The organism is Burkholderia multivorans ATCC BAA-247, assembly GCF_000959525.1.
Taxonomy (GTDB): Bacteria; Pseudomonadota; Gammaproteobacteria; order Burkholderiales; family Burkholderiaceae; genus Burkholderia; species Burkholderia multivorans.
Window position 1 is genome coordinate 3,022,546 of sequence record NZ_CP009832.1, and the last position, 15,487, is coordinate 3,038,032.

General features: G+C 68.5%; 13 protein-coding genes. 8 read left to right on the forward strand and 5 right to left on the reverse strand.

The features are described from left to right. The first annotated feature begins 270 nt into the window (after positions 1 to 270). Together NP80_RS26515 and lnt are read left to right on the forward strand one after the other, a co-directional pair. Positions 271 to 1,158: a CorC family transporter gene (locus tag NP80_RS26515; RefSeq protein WP_006410267.1), complete on the forward strand. Its 888-nt coding sequence runs from the start codon at positions 271 to 273 to the stop codon at positions 1,156 to 1,158. 58 nt (positions 1,159 to 1,216) lie between these two features. Continuing rightward, positions 1,217 to 2,878 (forward strand): apolipoprotein N-acyltransferase, encoded by a 1,662-nt coding sequence (lnt, locus tag NP80_RS26520; RefSeq protein ID WP_045594253.1) that lies wholly within the window; start codon positions 1,217 to 1,219, stop codon positions 2,876 to 2,878. Between the two features lie 52 nt (positions 2,879 to 2,930). Here the strand turns inward: lnt and NP80_RS26525 are convergent, their stop codons facing one another. After that, positions 2,931 to 4,580 carry a tetratricopeptide repeat protein gene (locus NP80_RS26525; protein ID WP_006410140.1) on the reverse strand — a complete coding sequence of 550 codons (1,650 nt, stop codon included), beginning with the start codon at positions 4,578 to 4,580 and terminating at the stop codon, positions 2,931 to 2,933. 302 nt (positions 4,581 to 4,882) lie between these two features. Between NP80_RS26525 and glyQ the strand changes: the two genes are divergently transcribed. From glyQ to NP80_RS26555, 5 genes are read left to right on the forward strand one after another with little or no spacing between them, the layout of a single operon-like run. Then, a complete protein-coding gene (gene glyQ / locus NP80_RS26535) occupies positions 4,883 to 5,887 on the forward strand; it encodes a glycine--tRNA ligase subunit alpha (RefSeq protein WP_006398332.1) in 1,005 nt (334 codons plus the stop codon). Positions 5,888 to 5,909: 22 nt separating this feature from the next. Next, positions 5,910 to 8,009, forward strand: a complete 2,100-nt coding sequence (gene glyS, locus NP80_RS26540) for a glycine--tRNA ligase subunit beta (protein ID WP_006398331.1) — start codon at positions 5,910 to 5,912, stop codon at positions 8,007 to 8,009. A gap of 10 nt (positions 8,010 to 8,019) precedes the next feature. Next, on the forward strand, positions 8,020 to 8,583 hold the full coding sequence (gmhB, locus tag NP80_RS26545; RefSeq protein ID WP_006398330.1) for a D-glycero-beta-D-manno-heptose 1,7-bisphosphate 7-phosphatase: 564 nt from the start codon (positions 8,020 to 8,022) through the stop codon (positions 8,581 to 8,583). Between the two features lie 43 nt (positions 8,584 to 8,626). Further along, a complete protein-coding gene (locus NP80_RS26550) occupies positions 8,627 to 9,391 on the forward strand; it encodes a lysophospholipid acyltransferase family protein (protein WP_006398329.1) in 765 nt (254 codons plus the stop codon). Positions 9,392 to 9,437: 46 nt separating this feature from the next. Further along, positions 9,438 to 10,343 (forward strand): M48 family metallopeptidase, encoded by a 906-nt coding sequence (locus tag NP80_RS26555; protein ID WP_006406552.1) that lies wholly within the window; start codon positions 9,438 to 9,440, stop codon positions 10,341 to 10,343. 96 nt (positions 10,344 to 10,439) lie between these two features. Here NP80_RS26555 and gloA read toward each other — a convergent pair whose 3' ends face one another. After that, complete coding sequence (gloA, locus tag NP80_RS26560) at positions 10,440 to 10,829, reverse strand: lactoylglutathione lyase (RefSeq protein ID WP_006398327.1); 390 nt, start codon at positions 10,827 to 10,829, stop codon at positions 10,440 to 10,442. A gap of 358 nt (positions 10,830 to 11,187) precedes the next feature. Between gloA and NP80_RS26565 the strand changes: the two genes are divergently transcribed. Beyond that, positions 11,188 to 12,123: a DMT family transporter gene (locus NP80_RS26565; protein WP_006406554.1), complete on the forward strand. Its 936-nt coding sequence runs from the start codon at positions 11,188 to 11,190 to the stop codon at positions 12,121 to 12,123. A gap of 92 nt (positions 12,124 to 12,215) precedes the next feature. On the opposite strand, the gene rsmA is transcribed toward NP80_RS26565, so the two are convergent. From rsmA to NP80_RS26580, 3 genes are all read right to left on the reverse strand, one after another. Next, complete coding sequence (gene rsmA, locus NP80_RS26570; protein ID WP_006406555.1) at positions 12,216 to 13,043, reverse strand: 16S rRNA (adenine(1518)-N(6)/adenine(1519)-N(6))-dimethyltransferase RsmA; 828 nt, start codon at positions 13,041 to 13,043, stop codon at positions 12,216 to 12,218. 81 nt (positions 13,044 to 13,124) lie between these two features. Beyond that, positions 13,125 to 14,114 (reverse strand): 4-hydroxythreonine-4-phosphate dehydrogenase PdxA, encoded by a 990-nt coding sequence (gene pdxA / locus NP80_RS26575; RefSeq protein ID WP_006406556.1) that lies wholly within the window; start codon positions 14,112 to 14,114, stop codon positions 13,125 to 13,127. Positions 14,115 to 14,121: 7 nt separating this feature from the next. Next, the gene (locus NP80_RS26580) at positions 14,122 to 15,477 is read right to left on the reverse strand and encodes a peptidylprolyl isomerase (protein ID WP_035488903.1); all 1,356 of its coding nucleotides are present in this window, start codon (positions 15,475 to 15,477) and stop codon (positions 14,122 to 14,124) included. Between the last annotated feature and the right edge of the window lie 10 nt (positions 15,478 to 15,487).

Here is a 15,487-nt window from a genome sequence, read left to right on the forward strand (position 1 = left end):
GCACATCGGCCGCCGCCCTGCACCTTTGGCCGGCTTCCCCCGTTCCGCGATTGCTCGTCGCCGCATGGCGCTGCGGGCTACGCGGGCGCACTTTTCTGAGATAGGATGGGAAGCAGGCCGCCGCCCCGCCCGGCGCGGCCGTTTCCCGAGCGGAGCAGCGCGGCCGCGCGCATCGGCCGAACGGCCGGCGCGACACGGACCTGCCATCCCCTTGGTGTATCCTTGCCTACTCCGTGACAGCGCGCCCCGGCACGACCCGGGCGCACCACCATGAACGATTCGTATCCCAGTCGAAAGCCAACCGACAAACCGCAAGAAAAGCGCTCGCTGCTCGAGCGCCTGACCGACTTCATCTCGCCCGAGCCCGAATCCCGCGGCGAGCTGCTCGAAATCCTCCAGGACGCGCACGAACGCAACCTGATCGACGCCGATTCGCTGTCGATGATCGAAGGCGTATTCCAGGTATCCGACCTGTGCGCACGCGACATCATGGTGCCGCGCGCCCAGATGGACGCGATCAACATCGCCGACAAGCCCGAGGATTTCATCCCGTTCGTCCTCGAAAAGGCGCACTCGCGCTACCCCGTGTACGAGGAGAACCGCGACAACGTGATCGGCGTGCTGCTCGCGAAGGACCTGCTGCGGTTCTACGCGGAAGAGGAATTCGACGTGCGCGGGATGCTGCGCCCGGCCGTGTTCATTCCCGAATCGAAGCGCCTGAACGTGCTGCTGCATGACTTCCGCGTGAACCGCAATCACCTTGCGATCGTCGTCGACGAGTACGGCGGCGTCGCGGGCCTGATCACGATCGAGGACGTGCTCGAGCAGATCGTCGGCGACATCGAGGACGAATACGACTTCGACGAGGAAGCCGGCAACATCATCTCGGGGCCGGACGGCCGCTACCGCGTGCGCGCGCTGACCGAGATCGAGCAGTTCAACGAGGTGTTCGGCACCGATTTCTCCGACGAGGAGGTCGACACGATCGGCGGGCTGATCACCCATCATTTCGGCCGCGTGCCGCACCGCGGCGAAAAGCTGCAGCTCGGCAACCTCGTATTCGAGATCCAGCGCGGCGACGCGCGCCAGATTCACGTGCTGCTGGTGCGCCGCAACCCGCTCGCGAGCCGTCGCGCCGAAGCCTCGCACGAGGACTGATCCGCGCGTCGCGCATCGGCCGCGCCCTTTCCAACCGCTTCGCCCACTTCCGCTTCACATGGACGATCCGATCCCGTCCCGCCCGGCTGGCGGCATTCCCGCGTCGGCGCCCGGCCGCGCGTTGCCACGCTGGCACTATCCGGTCGCGCTGCTCGCCGGCGCGGCGAACACGCTCTGCTTCGCACCGACGCCGCACGGCGGCTGGCTGCAGCTCGTCGTCTTCGTGTGGTTCTTCGCGCAGCTCACGCGCACCGCGAGCTGGCGCAGCGCCGCGCTGACCGGCGGCGCGTTCGGCTTCGGCAACTTCATCAGCGGCATCTGGTGGCTCTACATCAGCATGCACGTGTACGGCGAGATGGCCGCGCCGCTCGCGGGCGGCGCGCTCGTGCTGTTCTCGCTGTATCTGTCGCTGTATCCGGCGTTCTCGGCCGGGTTGTGGTCGTTCTGCGCCGGTCATGCATGGCATCGCCGCACGCCCGATCCGCGGCCGTTCTCGCCGAGCTGGCACGGCGCGTTCGCCTTCGCCGGCGCGTGGGCGCTCGGCGAGTGGCTGCGCGGCACCATGTTTACCGGCTTCCCGTGGCTCGCGAGCGGCTATCCGCAGGTCGACGGGCCGTTCGCGGGCTTCGCGCCGGTCGTCGGCGTGTACGGTATCGGCTGGGTGCTCGCGCTGTTCGCCGCGCTGATCGTGCAGGCGTTCGCGGCCGCACGGCCGGCGCAGTCGCCGGCGGCCGGCGCGGCACCGCGCGCGCGCGTGCGGGTCGTCGCGCCGGCTGCCGTCGCGGTCGCGCTGGTCGCGCTCGGCGTCGCGCTGTCGCAGGCGACGTGGACGGTACCGGCGAATGCGCCGCTCACCGTGCGGCTGCTGCAGGGCAACGTGAAGCAGGACATCAAGTTCGAGCAGGCCGGCATCGACGCAGCGATCAAAATGTATCAGCAGATGATCACCGAGAAGCCGGCCGACCTGATCGTCACGCCGGAGACGGCGATCGCGGTGATGATCCAGGAACTGCCCGAACCGTTCGCCGTCGCGATCCGCAAGTTCAGCGACACGACGGGCTCGGCGGTGCTGTTCGGCGCGGTCGGCGCGTCGGTGACCGAGGACGGCCGCTACGTCGATTACACGAACAGCCTGTACGGCGTGACGCCAAATTCGCGCGACATCTATCACTACGACAAGCATCACCTCGTGCCTTTCGGCGAATTCATTCCGTGGGGCTTCCGCTGGTTCGTCGATCTGATGAAGATGCCGCTCGGCGATTTCGCGCGCGGCGCGCCGGTGCAGAAGCCGTTCCTCGTACGCAATCAGCCCGTGATGGCAGACATCTGCTACGAGGACATCTTCGGCGAGGAAATCGCCGCGACGATCCGCGACAATCCGCAGCCGCCCGGCGTGCTCGTCAACGTGACGAATCTCGCATGGTTCGGCGACACGATCGCGCTTGACCAGCATCTGCAGATCGCGCGGATGCGTGCGCTCGAAACGGGCCGGCCGATGCTGCGCGCGACCAATACGGGGATGACGGCCGCGATCGACGCGCACGGTCGTGTGCTCGGGCAGTTGAAGCCGTTCACGATCGGCTCGCTCGACGTGCGCATCGAAGGCACGAGCGGTTTCACGCCGTACGTGACGAGCGGCAACGTCACGGTGCTCGTGGTGTCGCTCGTGCTGCTCGCGTTCGGCTTCACGTTCGGGCCGGGGTTGCGGCGGCGCAAGTAGGCCGCAACGAGGCCGCGCAATCGTCCGACGCGCGGCGGCCCACGCGCAGGTGTCAGCGCGCGGGCGAGCTAGCGTGCGACTGCGTCGCGGCCAGCTGTTGCAAGTCGCCCGCCACCGCGTCCATCACCGGTTGCCAGTCGCCGAACGTGCGCTGCCGATACAGCGTCGCAGTCGGATACCACGGACTGTCGCTGCGCTCGAGCAGCCACGGCCAATGCGGATTCACGTCGAGCAGCACCCAGGTCCGTGCGCCGAGCGCACCGGCCAGATGCGCAACCGACGTGCAAACGGTAATCACGAGATCCAGCGCGCCGATGAACGCGGCCGTGTCGTCGAAACTCTTCAGCTCGGACGTGCAGTCCTCGATCGCGAAACCGCTCGCGCGCGCGGCCGCGACGTCCGCATCCGCGCCCGGCTGCAGCGAATAGAACGCGACGCCGTCGATCGCGCGAAACGCATGCGCATACCGTTCGACGCCGACGCGCCGAAACGGATTGCGCTGATGTCCGGCACTACCCGTCCACACGAGGCCGACTTTCAGCCGCCGCTCGCGCGCGAGGCGGGCGCGCCACGCATCGATGGCGCGCGCATCGGCCCGCAGGTACGGCACCGACGACGCGAGCGTGTCGTGCTCGATCCCGAGCATCAGCGGCAGGCCGATCAGCGGCACTTCGTAGTCGAACGCCGGCAGCGCCGCGATGTCGCCGCCCGCGCCGAATTCGTCCGCATGCGCGCCGAGGCTGCGCTGCAGGAGCGTGCCGAGCAGCGGGAAGGTGTTCCACACGAGCCGGCCGCCCTCGCGGTGCACACGTTCGGCAAGCGGCGCGACGAAGCGGCAGAACTGCAGCACGTCGCCGAGGCCCTGCTCGCCCCACAGCAACAGCGTCTTGCCCTTGAGCGGTTCGCCCTGCCAGCGCGGACCCGGTAGCGCCGGGCGCCGGCCGCGCAACTCGCCCGCGCCGTCCCATCGCGCTTCGTGCCCACGCCAGCCGGCCGCGTAATTGCCGCGCACGAGGTGAATGATCGCGAGGTTGAAACGGTACGACGGATCGTCCGGCGCGAGTTCGGCGGCGCGCGCCGCGTAGCGCTCGGCGTCGTCCCAGCGCTGCGCCTCCTTCATCGCCATCGCGACGTTGTTCATCGCGAGCGCATTGTCCGGCGCCAGTTCGACGAGCCGTGTCGCGCAGACGAGCGCGCGGTCGAGATTGCGCATCGCGAGCTGCGCGACGACGAGATTGATCCACGCCTGCACGTCGCACGGATCGGCTTGCACGGCCGCCTCGAGCAGTGCGACTTCTTCCGCGCGATCGCCGCCCGACAGCCGCACCGCGATCGCCAGATTGTTGCGCAGCGACGGCCGGTCGGGATCGAGGGCCAGCGCGGCGCGGTACGGCGCGACGGCGTCCGCATGGCGGCCGGCCATCTGCAGCGCATAACCGTAATTGAAGTGCGCTGCGGCATCCGCATGCACGCGCGCCGCGCATGCGGCGAGCGCGACCGCGTCGCCGGTGCGCTGCCGCGCGACGAGCGCCGACGTCAGTTGCGACAGCGCGGCCGAGTCGACCGGATGAAGGTGCGCCGCAGCGGCGAGCCACAGCGCGCGCGCGTCGTGCTCGCCGCGCGACTGCGCATCCGCGGCCCGTTCGAGCAGGGCCGCCAGCGGCGGGAGCAGCGGAATCAGGAGGTCGTTCGAATCGTTCATGCAGTCGGAATCGCCGGTCGGATGCGCGATGCGCGCCCCGCAATACGCGCATCTTAACGTCCCCGCGGCATGGGCCCGCGGCTGCCGCGCGACGCACGCGCACCATCGCGAACGATGTGCGCGGCACCGCGTGCGCGGGCCGCCCGACCCGCTCGGGCAGCGTTCCGGCCGCATCGGCGCGCCGATCCGGTAAAATTGCGCGTTTCAGCACACTAACAAGCCGCGCCGCCGCGCGAGCCGCCGCTCCGGGCCCCGCCCGGAACGCCGCCCGCAACGGAGCGCCAGCGCCACGAAGGCTCTTCATGCTTACGTTTCAGCAAATCATCCTGACGCTGCAGTCCTACTGGGACAAGCAGGGTTGCGCTCTGCTCCAGCCCATCGACATGGAAGTCGGCGCGGGCACGTCGCACGTCCACACGTTCCTGCGCGCGGTCGGCCCCGAGCCGTGGCGCGCCGCTTACGTGCAGCCGTCGCGCCGCCCGAAGGACGGCCGCTACGGCGAGAACCCGAACCGGCTGCAGCACTACTACCAGTATCAGGTCGTGCTCAAGCCGGCGCCGGAGAACATCCTCGACCTGTACCTCGGCTCGCTGGAAGCGCTCGGCTTCGATCTGAAGCAGAACGACGTGCGCTTCGTCGAGGACGACTGGGAGAACCCGACGCTCGGCGCGTGGGGCCTCGGCTGGGAAGTGTGGCTGAACGGGATGGAAGTCACGCAGTTCACGTACTTCCAGCAGGTCGGCGGCCTCGATTGCAAGCCGGTGCTCGGCGAGATCACGTACGGCCTCGAGCGTCTCGCGATGTACCTGCAGAAGGTCGAGAACGTGTACGACCTGATCTGGACGGAGTGGGAGGAACAGGGCCCGAACGGCCCCGAGATCCGCCGCCTCACGTACGGTGACGTCTATCACCAGAACGAAGTCGAGCAGTCGACGTACAACTTCGAGTACGCGAACGTCGATCTGCTGTTCACGTTCTTCAACAGCTACGAAGCGGAAGCGAAGCGGATGATCGAAGCGCAGCTCGCGCTGCCCGCATACGAGCTCGTGCTGAAGGCCGGCCACACGTTCAACCTGCTCGATGCGCGCGGCGCGATCTCGGTCACCGAGCGTGCGGCGTACATCGGCCGCATCCGCGCGCTGTCGCGTCTCGTCGCGCAGGCGTACTACGACTCGCGCGAGAAGCTCGGCTTCCCGATGCTCGGCAACCCGCCGGGCGTGCCGGGCCTCACCACCGATGCCCAGGATGCCGCGCAGCCGGCGTGGGCGCCGCCGCTGAAGGTCGAACGCAAGATCGATCAGGACTGACGAGACGAGATTTCTTCACACCATGACGCACAATCATCCCGCCCCCCTCCTCGTCGAGCTGCTGACCGAAGAGCTGCCGCCGAAGGCCCTCGCGCGCCTCGGCGACGCATTTGCCGAAGGCCTCGCGCAACGCCTCGCCGCGCGCGATCTCGTCGAAGGCGAGCTCGTGTTCGAACGCTATGCGACGCCGCGCCGCCTCGCGGTCGTCGTGCAGAACGTGCGCGCGGTCGCACCGGACCGCCAGGTGCGCGAAAAGGTGCTGCCGGTATCGGTCGCACTCGACGCGCAAGGCAATCCGACCGCCCCGCTCGCGAAGAAGCTCGCGGCGCTCGGCCATCCGAACCTGACGATCGCCGAGCTCGAACGCGCGCAGGACGGCAAGGCCGAAGCGTTCTTCATCAACTATTCGGCCGCCGGCGCGACGCTCGCCGACGGGCTGCAGGCCGCGCTCGACGAGACGCTCGCGAAGCTGCCGATCCCGAAGGTCATGACCTATCAGCGCCCGGACGGCAGCGACGTGCAGTTCGTGCGTCCCGTGCATCGGCTGACGGTGCTGCACGACGATCGCGTCGTTCCCGTCACCGCGTTCGGCATCGACGCCGGCGACACGACGCTCGGCCATCGCTTCCTGTCCGACGGGCTCGTCGCGATCCGGCATGCGAGCGCGTACGCCGAGACGCTGCGCGACAAGGGCCGCGTGATCGCGCATTTCGGCGATCGCAAGGAAACGATCCGCACGCAGCTGAACGAGCATGCGAACGGCGACACGGTCGTGATGCCCGATGCGCTGCTCGATGAGGTGACGTCGCTCGTCGAATGGCCGGTCGTCTATCCGTGCCGCTTCGAGGACGAATTCCTGCAGGTGCCGCAGGAATGCCTGATCCTCACGATGCAGACGAACCAGAAGTATTTCGCGCTGACCGACATCGGCGGCAAGCTGCGCTCGCGCTTCCTGATCGTGTCGAACATCGAGACGAAGACGCCGGGCGAAATCGTCGAGGGCAACGAGCGCGTCGTGCGTCCGCGCCTCGCCGATGCGAAGTTCTTCTTCGAGCAGGACAAGAAGAAGCCGCTCGCCGCGCGCGTGCCGCTGCTCGCAAACGTCGTCTATCACAACAAGCTCGGCTCGGCGCTGGCGCGCGTCGAGCGCCTCGAAGCGCTGGCCGGCGAGATCGCGCCCGCGATCGGCGCCGACGTCGCGCATGCGAAGCGCGCCGCACGCCTCGCGAAGGCCGACCTGCTGACCGACATGGTCGGCGAGTTCCCGGAACTGCAGGGCACGATGGGCACGTATTACGCGCGCCACGACGGCGAGCCCGACGATGTCGCGCTCGCGTGCGCCGAGCACTACCAGCCGCGCTTCTCGGGCGACACGCTGCCGACCACGCCGGTGTCGACGGCCGTCGCGCTCGCGGACAAGCTCGAAACGATCGTCGGCATCTGGGGCATCGGCCTCGCGCCGACCGGCGAGAAGGATCCGTTCGCGCTGCGCCGCCACGCGCTCGGCGTGCTGCGCCTGCTGATCGAGAAGCAGCTGCCGCTCGATCTCGTGTCGCTGCTGCGCACCGCGTACGCGCGCTTCGAAGGCGTGCCGGGCGTTGCGGAATCGACCGACGCGATCGTCGCGTTCTTCATGGACCGCCTGCGCGGCCTGCTGCGCGAGCGCGGCTACTCGGCCGGCGAAGTCGACGCGGTGCTGAGCCTGAACCCGACGCGCCTCGACGATCTCGTCGCGCGCCTCGACGCGGTGCGCGAATTCACGCGTCTCGCGGAAGCCGAAGCGCTCGCGGCCGCGAACAAGCGGATCTCGAACATCCTGAAGAAATCGGAAGGCGGCGCGAACGGCGCCGTGCAGCCGACGCTGCTCGTCGAGGCGGCCGAGAAGGCGCTGCACGAACAGCTCGCGGCCGTGACGCCGCACGTGCAGTCGCAGCTCGAGGCACGCGCGTACACGGGCGCGCTTTCGGCGCTCGCCGCGCTGCGTGCGCCGGTCGATACGTTCTTCAACGACGTGATGGTCAACGCCGACGATCCGGCGCTGCGCGCGAACCGTCTGGCGCTGCTGTCCGCCCTGCATCAGCAGATGAACTGCGTCGCCGACATCTCGAAGCTCGCCGCATAAGGGCCGCACGATGCCGACCAGCCCCAACCGCAAGCTCGTCGTCCTCGATCGCGACGGCGTGATCAACGTCGATTCGGACGCGTTCATCAAGACGCCCGACGAGTGGATCGCGCTGCCCGGCGCGTTCGAGGCGATCGCACGGCTGAACCATGCCGGCTATCGCGTGGTCGTCGCGACCAACCAGTCCGGCATCGGCCGCGGGCTGTTCGACATGGCCGCGCTCAACGCGATGCATCTGAAGATGCATCGCGCGGCGGCCGCGGTCGGCGCGCGCATCGACGCGGTGTTCTTCTGCCCGCACACGTCCGAGGATCACTGCGAGTGCCGCAAGCCGAAGCCCGGCATGATGCAGATGATCGCCGAGCGTTTCGAGATCGATCCCGATCACACGCCCGTCGTCGGCGATACGCTGCGCGACCTGCTGGCCGGCGTCGCGGTCGGCTTCCAGCCGCACCTCGTGCTGACCGGCAAGGGCAAGAAGACGCTCGCCGCGGGCGGCCTGCCGCCGGGCACGAAGGTCCACGACGACCTGCGTGCGTTCGCGCTCGATTTCCTTTCACACGACTACGAGTGATGCGGCCGCCGCGCGCATCCTCCCCAACGCTACACTCACGCCGATGCGCTTCGTCCGTTCGCTGCTGCTGCTGATCTATTTCATCGTGTACACGGTGCCGTATGCGACCGCATGCTTCATCGCGTTCCCGTTCCTGCGCCCCGACGCGCGCTACTGGATGGCGGCCGGCTGGTGCAAGTCGACGCTCTGGGTCGTGCGCTGGCTGAACGGCATCCGCTACCGGATCGAAGGGTTCGAGAACCTGCCGGACGGTCCGGCCGTGCTGCTGTCCAAACACCAGTCGGCGTGGGAGACGCTCGCGTTTCCGGCGCTGATGCCGAAGCCGCTTTGCTACGTGTTCAAGCGCGAGCTACTGTACGTGCCGTTCTTCGGCTGGGCGCTCGGCATGCTGCACATGGTCCACATCAACCGCAAGGAAGGCAAACACGCGTTCGACTCGGTGATCCGGCAGGGCAAGAAGCGTCTCGCCGAAGGCGCGTGGGTGATCATGTTCCCCGAAGGCACGCGCACGCCGGTCGGCAAGCAGGGCAAGTACAAGACGGGCGGCGCGCGCTTCGCGATCGAAACCGGCACCGCCGTCGTGCCGATCGCGCACAATGCCGGTCATGTATGGCCGCGCAACTCGTTCACGAAGTATCCGGGCGTCGTCACGGTATCGATCGGCAAGCCGATCGACGTGACCGGCCTCACGCCCGACGTATTGAACTCGCGCGTCGAAGCGTGGATCGAAGCGGAAATGCGCCGCATCGATCCCGATGCCTATCGACAGGCGGGCAACGCCGACACGCGCGACGCGGCACGTGTCTGATTCGTCCGGACAGCCGCCGTTGCGTACGACAAAACGAAGCGAACTGATGAAGAAGCGTCCGCGGCCACGACCCGCCGTCGTGGCACTCGATCATCGCCAGCTCGACCTGCCGCTCTTCGACGGGCCGGCCGCTGCGCCTTCGGCACCCGTGTCGCCGCCGGCGCCGCCCGACGCTGCGCCCGCGTCGCCGATCGCCCCGCTCGCGCCGCCCGACACGGCGCCCGCGCCCGACCGCTCGCGCATCCGCACGCTCGCGCTCGACAGCCGCGTCCTCGAATACCGGCTGAAGCGCTCCGCACGGCGCACGATCGGCTTCACGATCGACGGCAGCGGCTTGTCGATCACCGCGCCGCGCTGGGTCACGCTCGCCGACATCGAGGCCGCGATCGCGGAGAAGCAGCGCTGGATTTTCGCGAAGCTCGCGGAATGGAAAACGCGCACCGAACAGCGCGCGCTGCCGCAGATCGACTGGCGCGACGGCGCGCAGCTGCCGTATCTCGGCAAGACGATCACGATCGCGCTCGGTGCGGGCGCCGTCGCGTTCGACGCGCTCGCGCAGCGGCTGTCGCTGCCGCTGCCCGCGCAGGCCGACGCGCAGCAGATCAAGGATCGCGTGCAGGGCTGGCTGCAGGGCGAAGCGAAACGGATCTTCGTCGAACGCCTCGCGGTGTATGCGGAAAAGCTCGGCGTCACGTATTCGATGGTCGCGCTGTCGTCGGCCGCGACGCGCTGGGGCAGTTGCTCGAGCGACGGCAAGATCCGCCTGAACTGGCGGCTGATCCATTTCCCGATGTCGATCATCGACTACGTCGTTGCGCACGAGCTCTCGCATCTGCGCGAGATGAATCACAGCCCGGCATTCTGGCAGACGGTCGAATCGATCTTCCCCGAGTTCCGCGAAGCGCGGCATACGCTCAAGCACCATCCGCCGGAGCTGCTGCCGTCGCTGTGAGGCGGCGCGGCGCGCGATGCAAAACGGGCGATGCAGGTCGCCCTGCACCGCCCGTTCGCGTGCCGCGCACGCGTCGCGGCCCGGCTCGTCCGACGCTCAGTGCGTCTTCTTCTGGATGAACTCGATCTTGTAGCCGTCCGGATCCTCGACGAACGCGATCACGGTCGTGCCGTGCTTCATCGGGCCCGCTTCGCGCGTGACCTTGCCGCCTTGCGCCTTGATCTTCTCGCAGGCCGCGTATGCATCGTCGACTTCGATGGCCAGATGGCCGAAACCGTTGCCGAGATCGTAGGACGGCGTGTCCCAGTTGTGGGTCAGCTCGATCACGGTGCCGGTGCTCTCCGCTTCATAGCCGACGAACGCGAGCGTGAACTTGCCTTCCGGATAGTCCTCGCGACGCAGCAGCTTCATGCCGAGCAATTCGGTGTAGAACTTGATCGAACGGTCGAGATCGCCGACTCGCAGCATCGTGTGCAACAAACGCATGGGGTGTACTCCTGTGGGGACTTTCCTGAACCGGAAACTCTACCAGAGTCGGGGGAAATGCGTTGGGCGCGGCCGGCGAGGTGCGGCCGGCGAGGCACGCACGACAAGGACCGCCCCCATCCGCCGCTTCATCGGGAAAGCGCCCCTGCCTGCCGGCGCACCGATCGGGTAACATCGCAGCACCGCGCACCAAAAGCGGGCACGGCCTCCGATACCGAAACATCCAGGCCGCGCCCTTACCGCGCGATCATCCCCACTCCGCTCACACCGCCGTGCGATACCGTCGATTCGAGCGCGCACGACGCGCCGCCCGCCCTGCCTGTCCCGAGCCGCGCATGCGCGGCGCCGAGGTACGCCGATGAACGCGCTTGCCGCCGCACCCGCGCGTCGCGCGCTCGATGCGCGCGCCGTCGGTCTGATGCTGCTCCTGTGCGCGATCTGGGGTTTTCAGCAAGTCGCGATCAAGAGCACGAACGCGGCGATCCCGCCGATCTTCCAGGCCGGGCTGCGCTCGGTGATCGCCGCACTGCTGCTGTGGGCCTGGGCGCGCTCGCGCGGCACACCGCTGTTCCGCGCGGACGGCACGTTCGGCGCCGGTCTCGCAGCCGGCGCGCTGTTCGCCGGCGAATTCATCTGCGTGTTCTTCGGGCTCACGCTGACGAGCGCGTCGCATATGGCGATCTTCCTGTACACCGCACCGTGCTTCACCGCGCTCGGCCTGCATCTGTTCGCGCCCGGCGAGCGGCTGCAGCGCGTGCAGTGGGCGGGTGTCGGCATCGCGTTCGCCGGCATCGCGCTCGCATTCGCGGACGGCTTCCTGAAACCGCGCGCGCCCGGCGCATCGGTGCTGGCCGGGCTCGCCGGCGACGCGCTCGGCATCCTCGGCGGCGCGATGTGGGCCGCGACGACGGTGGTCGTGCGCTCGACGTCGCTCGCCCGCGCGAGCGCGAGCAAGACGCTGTTCTACCAGCTCGCGGTGTCGGCGGTCGTGCTCGTCGCGCTCGCCGTGCTGCTCGGCCAGGCATCGTTCGCGCATGTGACGCCGGTCGCCGTGGCAAGCCTCGCGTATCAATCGGTGATCGTGGCGTTCGTCAGCTATCTGTCGTGGTTCTGGCTGCTCACGCGCTACAGCGCATCGCGGCTGTCGGTGTTCACGTTCCTGTCGCCGCTGTTCGGTGTCGCGTTCGGCGTGCTGCTGCTCGGCGAATCGGTCGGCTGGCGCTTCATGTCGGCGGCCGCGCTCGTGCTGACCGGCATCGCGCTCGTCAATGCGCCGACGCGCCGGCGCGTGTAATCAGCCCCAACGCCGCGATCGAAGCACGCGCGCCGTTCGATGCGGTGCGGGAACACCGCACGCGCATCGCCGCGCGTCACGGCGTCACCGCATCACTGCGCGTTGCGCGCGGCCGCGAGCGCCTGCGCGACGCCGACGTATTCGGCAACGCTGACGTCCTCCGCGCGTCGCGCGAGATCGAAGCCGAGCGCGTCGAAATCGATCGTCTCGCGATAATCGCCGAGCGTATTGCGCAACATCTTGCGGCGCTGCGAGAACGCGGCCGTCACGATTTCGCCGAGCAGCACCGGATCGACGTCCGGCAGCTCGTGCGGCGCGTACGGAATCATCCGGACGATCGCCGAATCGACCTTCGGCGGCGGCTGAAACGACTCGGGCGGCACGTCGATCAGCTTGTCCATCACGTAGCGATACTGCAGCATCACCGACAGCCGCGAAAAGGCCTTCGTGCCGGGCTCCGCGACCATCCGCTCGACGACTTCGTTCTGCAGCATGAAGTGCTGATCGACGACGACGTCCGCGAACGTCATCAGATGAAACAGCAGCGGGCTCGAGATGTTGTACGGCAGATTGCCGACGATCCGCAGCGACGGCGCATCGCCGGGCGCGGCGAGCGAGCGGAAGTCGAACGCGAGCGCATCGCCCGCATGCAGTTCGAGCAGGGCGCCGAAGCGCTGCTTCAGACGCGCGATCAGGTCGCGATCGAGCTCGACTGCATGCAGCGGCGTTTCAGGCGTCGCGAGCCGCGCGATCAGCGGCTCGGTCAGCGCACCGAGCCCGGGGCCGATCTCGACCATCCGCTGGCCGCGCGCGGGGGCGATCGTCGCGACGATCGAGTCGATCACGCCATGATCGACGAGGAAGTTCTGCCCGAAGCGCTTGCGCGCGAAGTGGCCTTGATGCTGTCTGCTGTTCGACATCGGCTGAAGAAAAAACCAAAAATGCGATGAGTAAGGAAGCGGCGGCCGCGAGCGACGCCGGCCGCGTCAGACCATGCCGCGTCAGGCCGCGCGCCGATGCCGCGCCATCGTAACGGCCGTGTCGAGCGCCGCGACCATGCTGCCGGGATCGGCGCGGCCGGTGCCGGCGAGGTCGAGCGCGGTGCCGTGGTCGACCGACGTGCGGATGATCGGCAGCCCGAGCGTCACGTTGATGCCTTCGCCGAACGTCGCGTACTTCAGTACCGGCAGCCCCTGATCGTGGAACATCGCGAGCACGCAGTCGGCGTCGGCGAGATAGCGCGGCTGGAACAGCGTATCGGCCGGATACGGGCCGCGCGCGTCGATCTGCTGCGCCTGGGCGCGCGCGAGCGCCGGTGCGATCACGTCGATTTCCTCGCGGCCGAGATAGCCGTTTTCGCCCGCATGCGGATTGAGACCCGTCACGAGGATCCGCGGCCTGGCGAGCCCGAAGTCGCGCCGCAGGTCGCGGTCGATGATTGCGAGCGTCTCGACGAGCCCGTCGATCGTCAGCGCGGCCGACACGTCCTTCAGCGGCAGATGCGTCGTGGCGAGCGCGACACGCAGCGGCGTTGCGCCGGTGCCCGCGAGCATCATCACGACGCGCGCCGTATGCGTGCGCTCGGCCAGGTATTCGGTATGGCCGGTGAACGGTACGCCGGCATCGTTGATCGTGCTCTTCTGCAGCGGCGCGGTGACGATCGCGTCGTAGCGGCCGGCCACCGCGCCGTCGATCGCCGCATCGAGCAGCGCGAGGACGTAGCGGCCGTTCGCCGCGTCGAGCCGGCCCGCATGCGCGGGCGCCGCCAGCGCGTGATGCGCGATCGACACGCGCGAACCGCCGACCAGCGCGGCCCAGTCGGCGCCGACGGCCGCCGCGCGCGCTTCGAGCAGCGCGGCGTCGCCGAGCACCGTGAACTGCGCATCGGGCCAGCGCTCGCCGGCGTCGCGCAGCGCCTGCACGGTCAGCTCAGGACCGACGCCGGCCGGCTCGCCGGTCGTGATCGCGATCTGCAAGGCGCGCGCGCTCATCGTCGGCTCAGTTCGACGGCAGGCCGCCGATCTTGTACTGCACGTAGGACGAATCGCGCAGTTCGCGCAGCCAGTCCGCATACGCCTGCTCGGCCTTGCGCTGGCCGATCGCCTGACGCGCGATGTCCATCTGCTGCTGCACCGAGCCTTCCGCCTCGCGGCGGCCGACGACCTGGATCAGGTGATAGCCGTATTCCGTACGAACGGGCTGGCTGATCTGGCCGTCCTGCAGCGCGTTCATCGCGCGCTCGAATTCGGGCACCGTCTCGCCGGGGCTGATCCAGCCGAGATCGCCGCCCTGCGACGCGGAACCGTCCTGCGAATAGGTACGCGCGAACTTCTCGAAGTCGCCGCCGGCCTCGATCTGCCGGCGGATATCGATCAGTTGCTGGCGCGCCTGCCCTTCGGACTTGCCTTCGCCGACGCGCAGTAGGATGTGGCGCACGTGCGTCTGCACGATCTTCGGCGCCGCGGCCGTCGCGCCCTGGCTCTGCCGGCGATCGACGAGGCGGATGATCTCGAAGCCGTCCGGCACGCGGATCAGCGTCGGGTTGACCTGCCCCGGACGCAGCTTCGCCGCGGCGTCGACGACGTCGGCCGGCAGCGCGCTCGGCGACTTGAAGCCGAGATCGCCGCCCTTCTTCGCATCGTCGGCTTCCGAATTGTTCTTCGCGAGCTTCTCGAAATCGGCACCCGACGTCGCTTGCTGCAGCAGCGCCTCGGCCTTCTTCTGCGCGGCTTCGATCTGCGTCTGCGGCGCGTTGGTCGGCGCCTTGATGAAGATGTGCTGGAAGCGCAGGTCCTGCTGCTGCGAGGCGTTCGGCCCGCGCTGGCTCGCGATGTAGCTCGCGACTTCGGCGTCCGACACGGTGATCTTGCTGTCGACCTCGCGCTCACGCAGCTTCGACAGCATCAGTTCGGTACGCGCATCGGCCGTGAAGATGCTCCACGGCACGCCTTGCGCTTCGAGACGCGAGCGATACTGGTCGAGCGTCATCCCGTTCGCCTGCGCGAGGCGCTGCAGCGTGGCCTGCACCGTCGCGTCGTCGACGCGGATCCCGTCGTCCTTCGCCTTCTGCACCTGGATGCGCTCGAGCACCATCTGGTTCAGCACCTGCGCGCGCAGCTGGTCGATCGGCGGCACGGGCGCGTTCTGCTGCTGCAGCCGACGCGAGATCAGGCCGACGCGCTGGTCGAGTTCGCGGCCCGTGATCACGTCGTTGTTGACGACCGCGACGACTTCGTCGGCGAGCTGCGCGCCTTGCGAACCGAGCGCCTGCGCCGCGGCCGGCGCGGCGGCGAGCAGCGCGGCGGACGCGGCGAGGCTGGACACGACTGCCGCGAAACGAAGGGTTTTCTTCATTGCCACTGAT

Coding starts and splice junctions, on each gene's coding strand:
- gloA (WP_006398327.1), bottom strand. CDS start 10,829: ATGCGTTTGTTGCACACGATGCTGCGAGTCGGCGATCTCGACCGTTCG.
- NP80_RS26580 (WP_035488903.1), bottom strand. CDS start 15,477: ATGAAGAAAACCCTTCGTTTCGCGGCAGTCGTGTCCAGCCTCGCCGCG.
- glyQ (WP_006398332.1), top strand. CDS start 4,883: ATGCTTACGTTTCAGCAAATCATCCTGACGCTGCAGTCCTACTGGGAC.
- NP80_RS26555 (WP_006406552.1), top strand. CDS start 9,438: ATGAAGAAGCGTCCGCGGCCACGACCCGCCGTCGTGGCACTCGATCAT.
- NP80_RS26550 (WP_006398329.1), top strand. CDS start 8,627: ATGCGCTTCGTCCGTTCGCTGCTGCTGCTGATCTATTTCATCGTGTAC.
- glyS (WP_006398331.1), top strand. CDS start 5,910: ATGACGCACAATCATCCCGCCCCCCTCCTCGTCGAGCTGCTGACCGAA.
- rsmA (WP_006406555.1), bottom strand. CDS start 13,043: ATGTCGAACAGCAGACAGCATCAAGGCCACTTCGCGCGCAAGCGCTTC.
- gmhB (WP_006398330.1), top strand. CDS start 8,020: ATGCCGACCAGCCCCAACCGCAAGCTCGTCGTCCTCGATCGCGACGGC.
- NP80_RS26525 (WP_006410140.1), bottom strand. CDS start 4,580: ATGAACGATTCGAACGACCTCCTGATTCCGCTGCTCCCGCCGCTGGCG.
- lnt (WP_045594253.1), top strand. CDS start 1,217: ATGGACGATCCGATCCCGTCCCGCCCGGCTGGCGGCATTCCCGCGTCG.
- NP80_RS26515 (WP_006410267.1), top strand. CDS start 271: ATGAACGATTCGTATCCCAGTCGAAAGCCAACCGACAAACCGCAAGAA.
- NP80_RS26565 (WP_006406554.1), top strand. CDS start 11,188: ATGAACGCGCTTGCCGCCGCACCCGCGCGTCGCGCGCTCGATGCGCGC.
- pdxA (WP_006406556.1), bottom strand. CDS start 14,114: ATGAGCGCGCGCGCCTTGCAGATCGCGATCACGACCGGCGAGCCGGCC.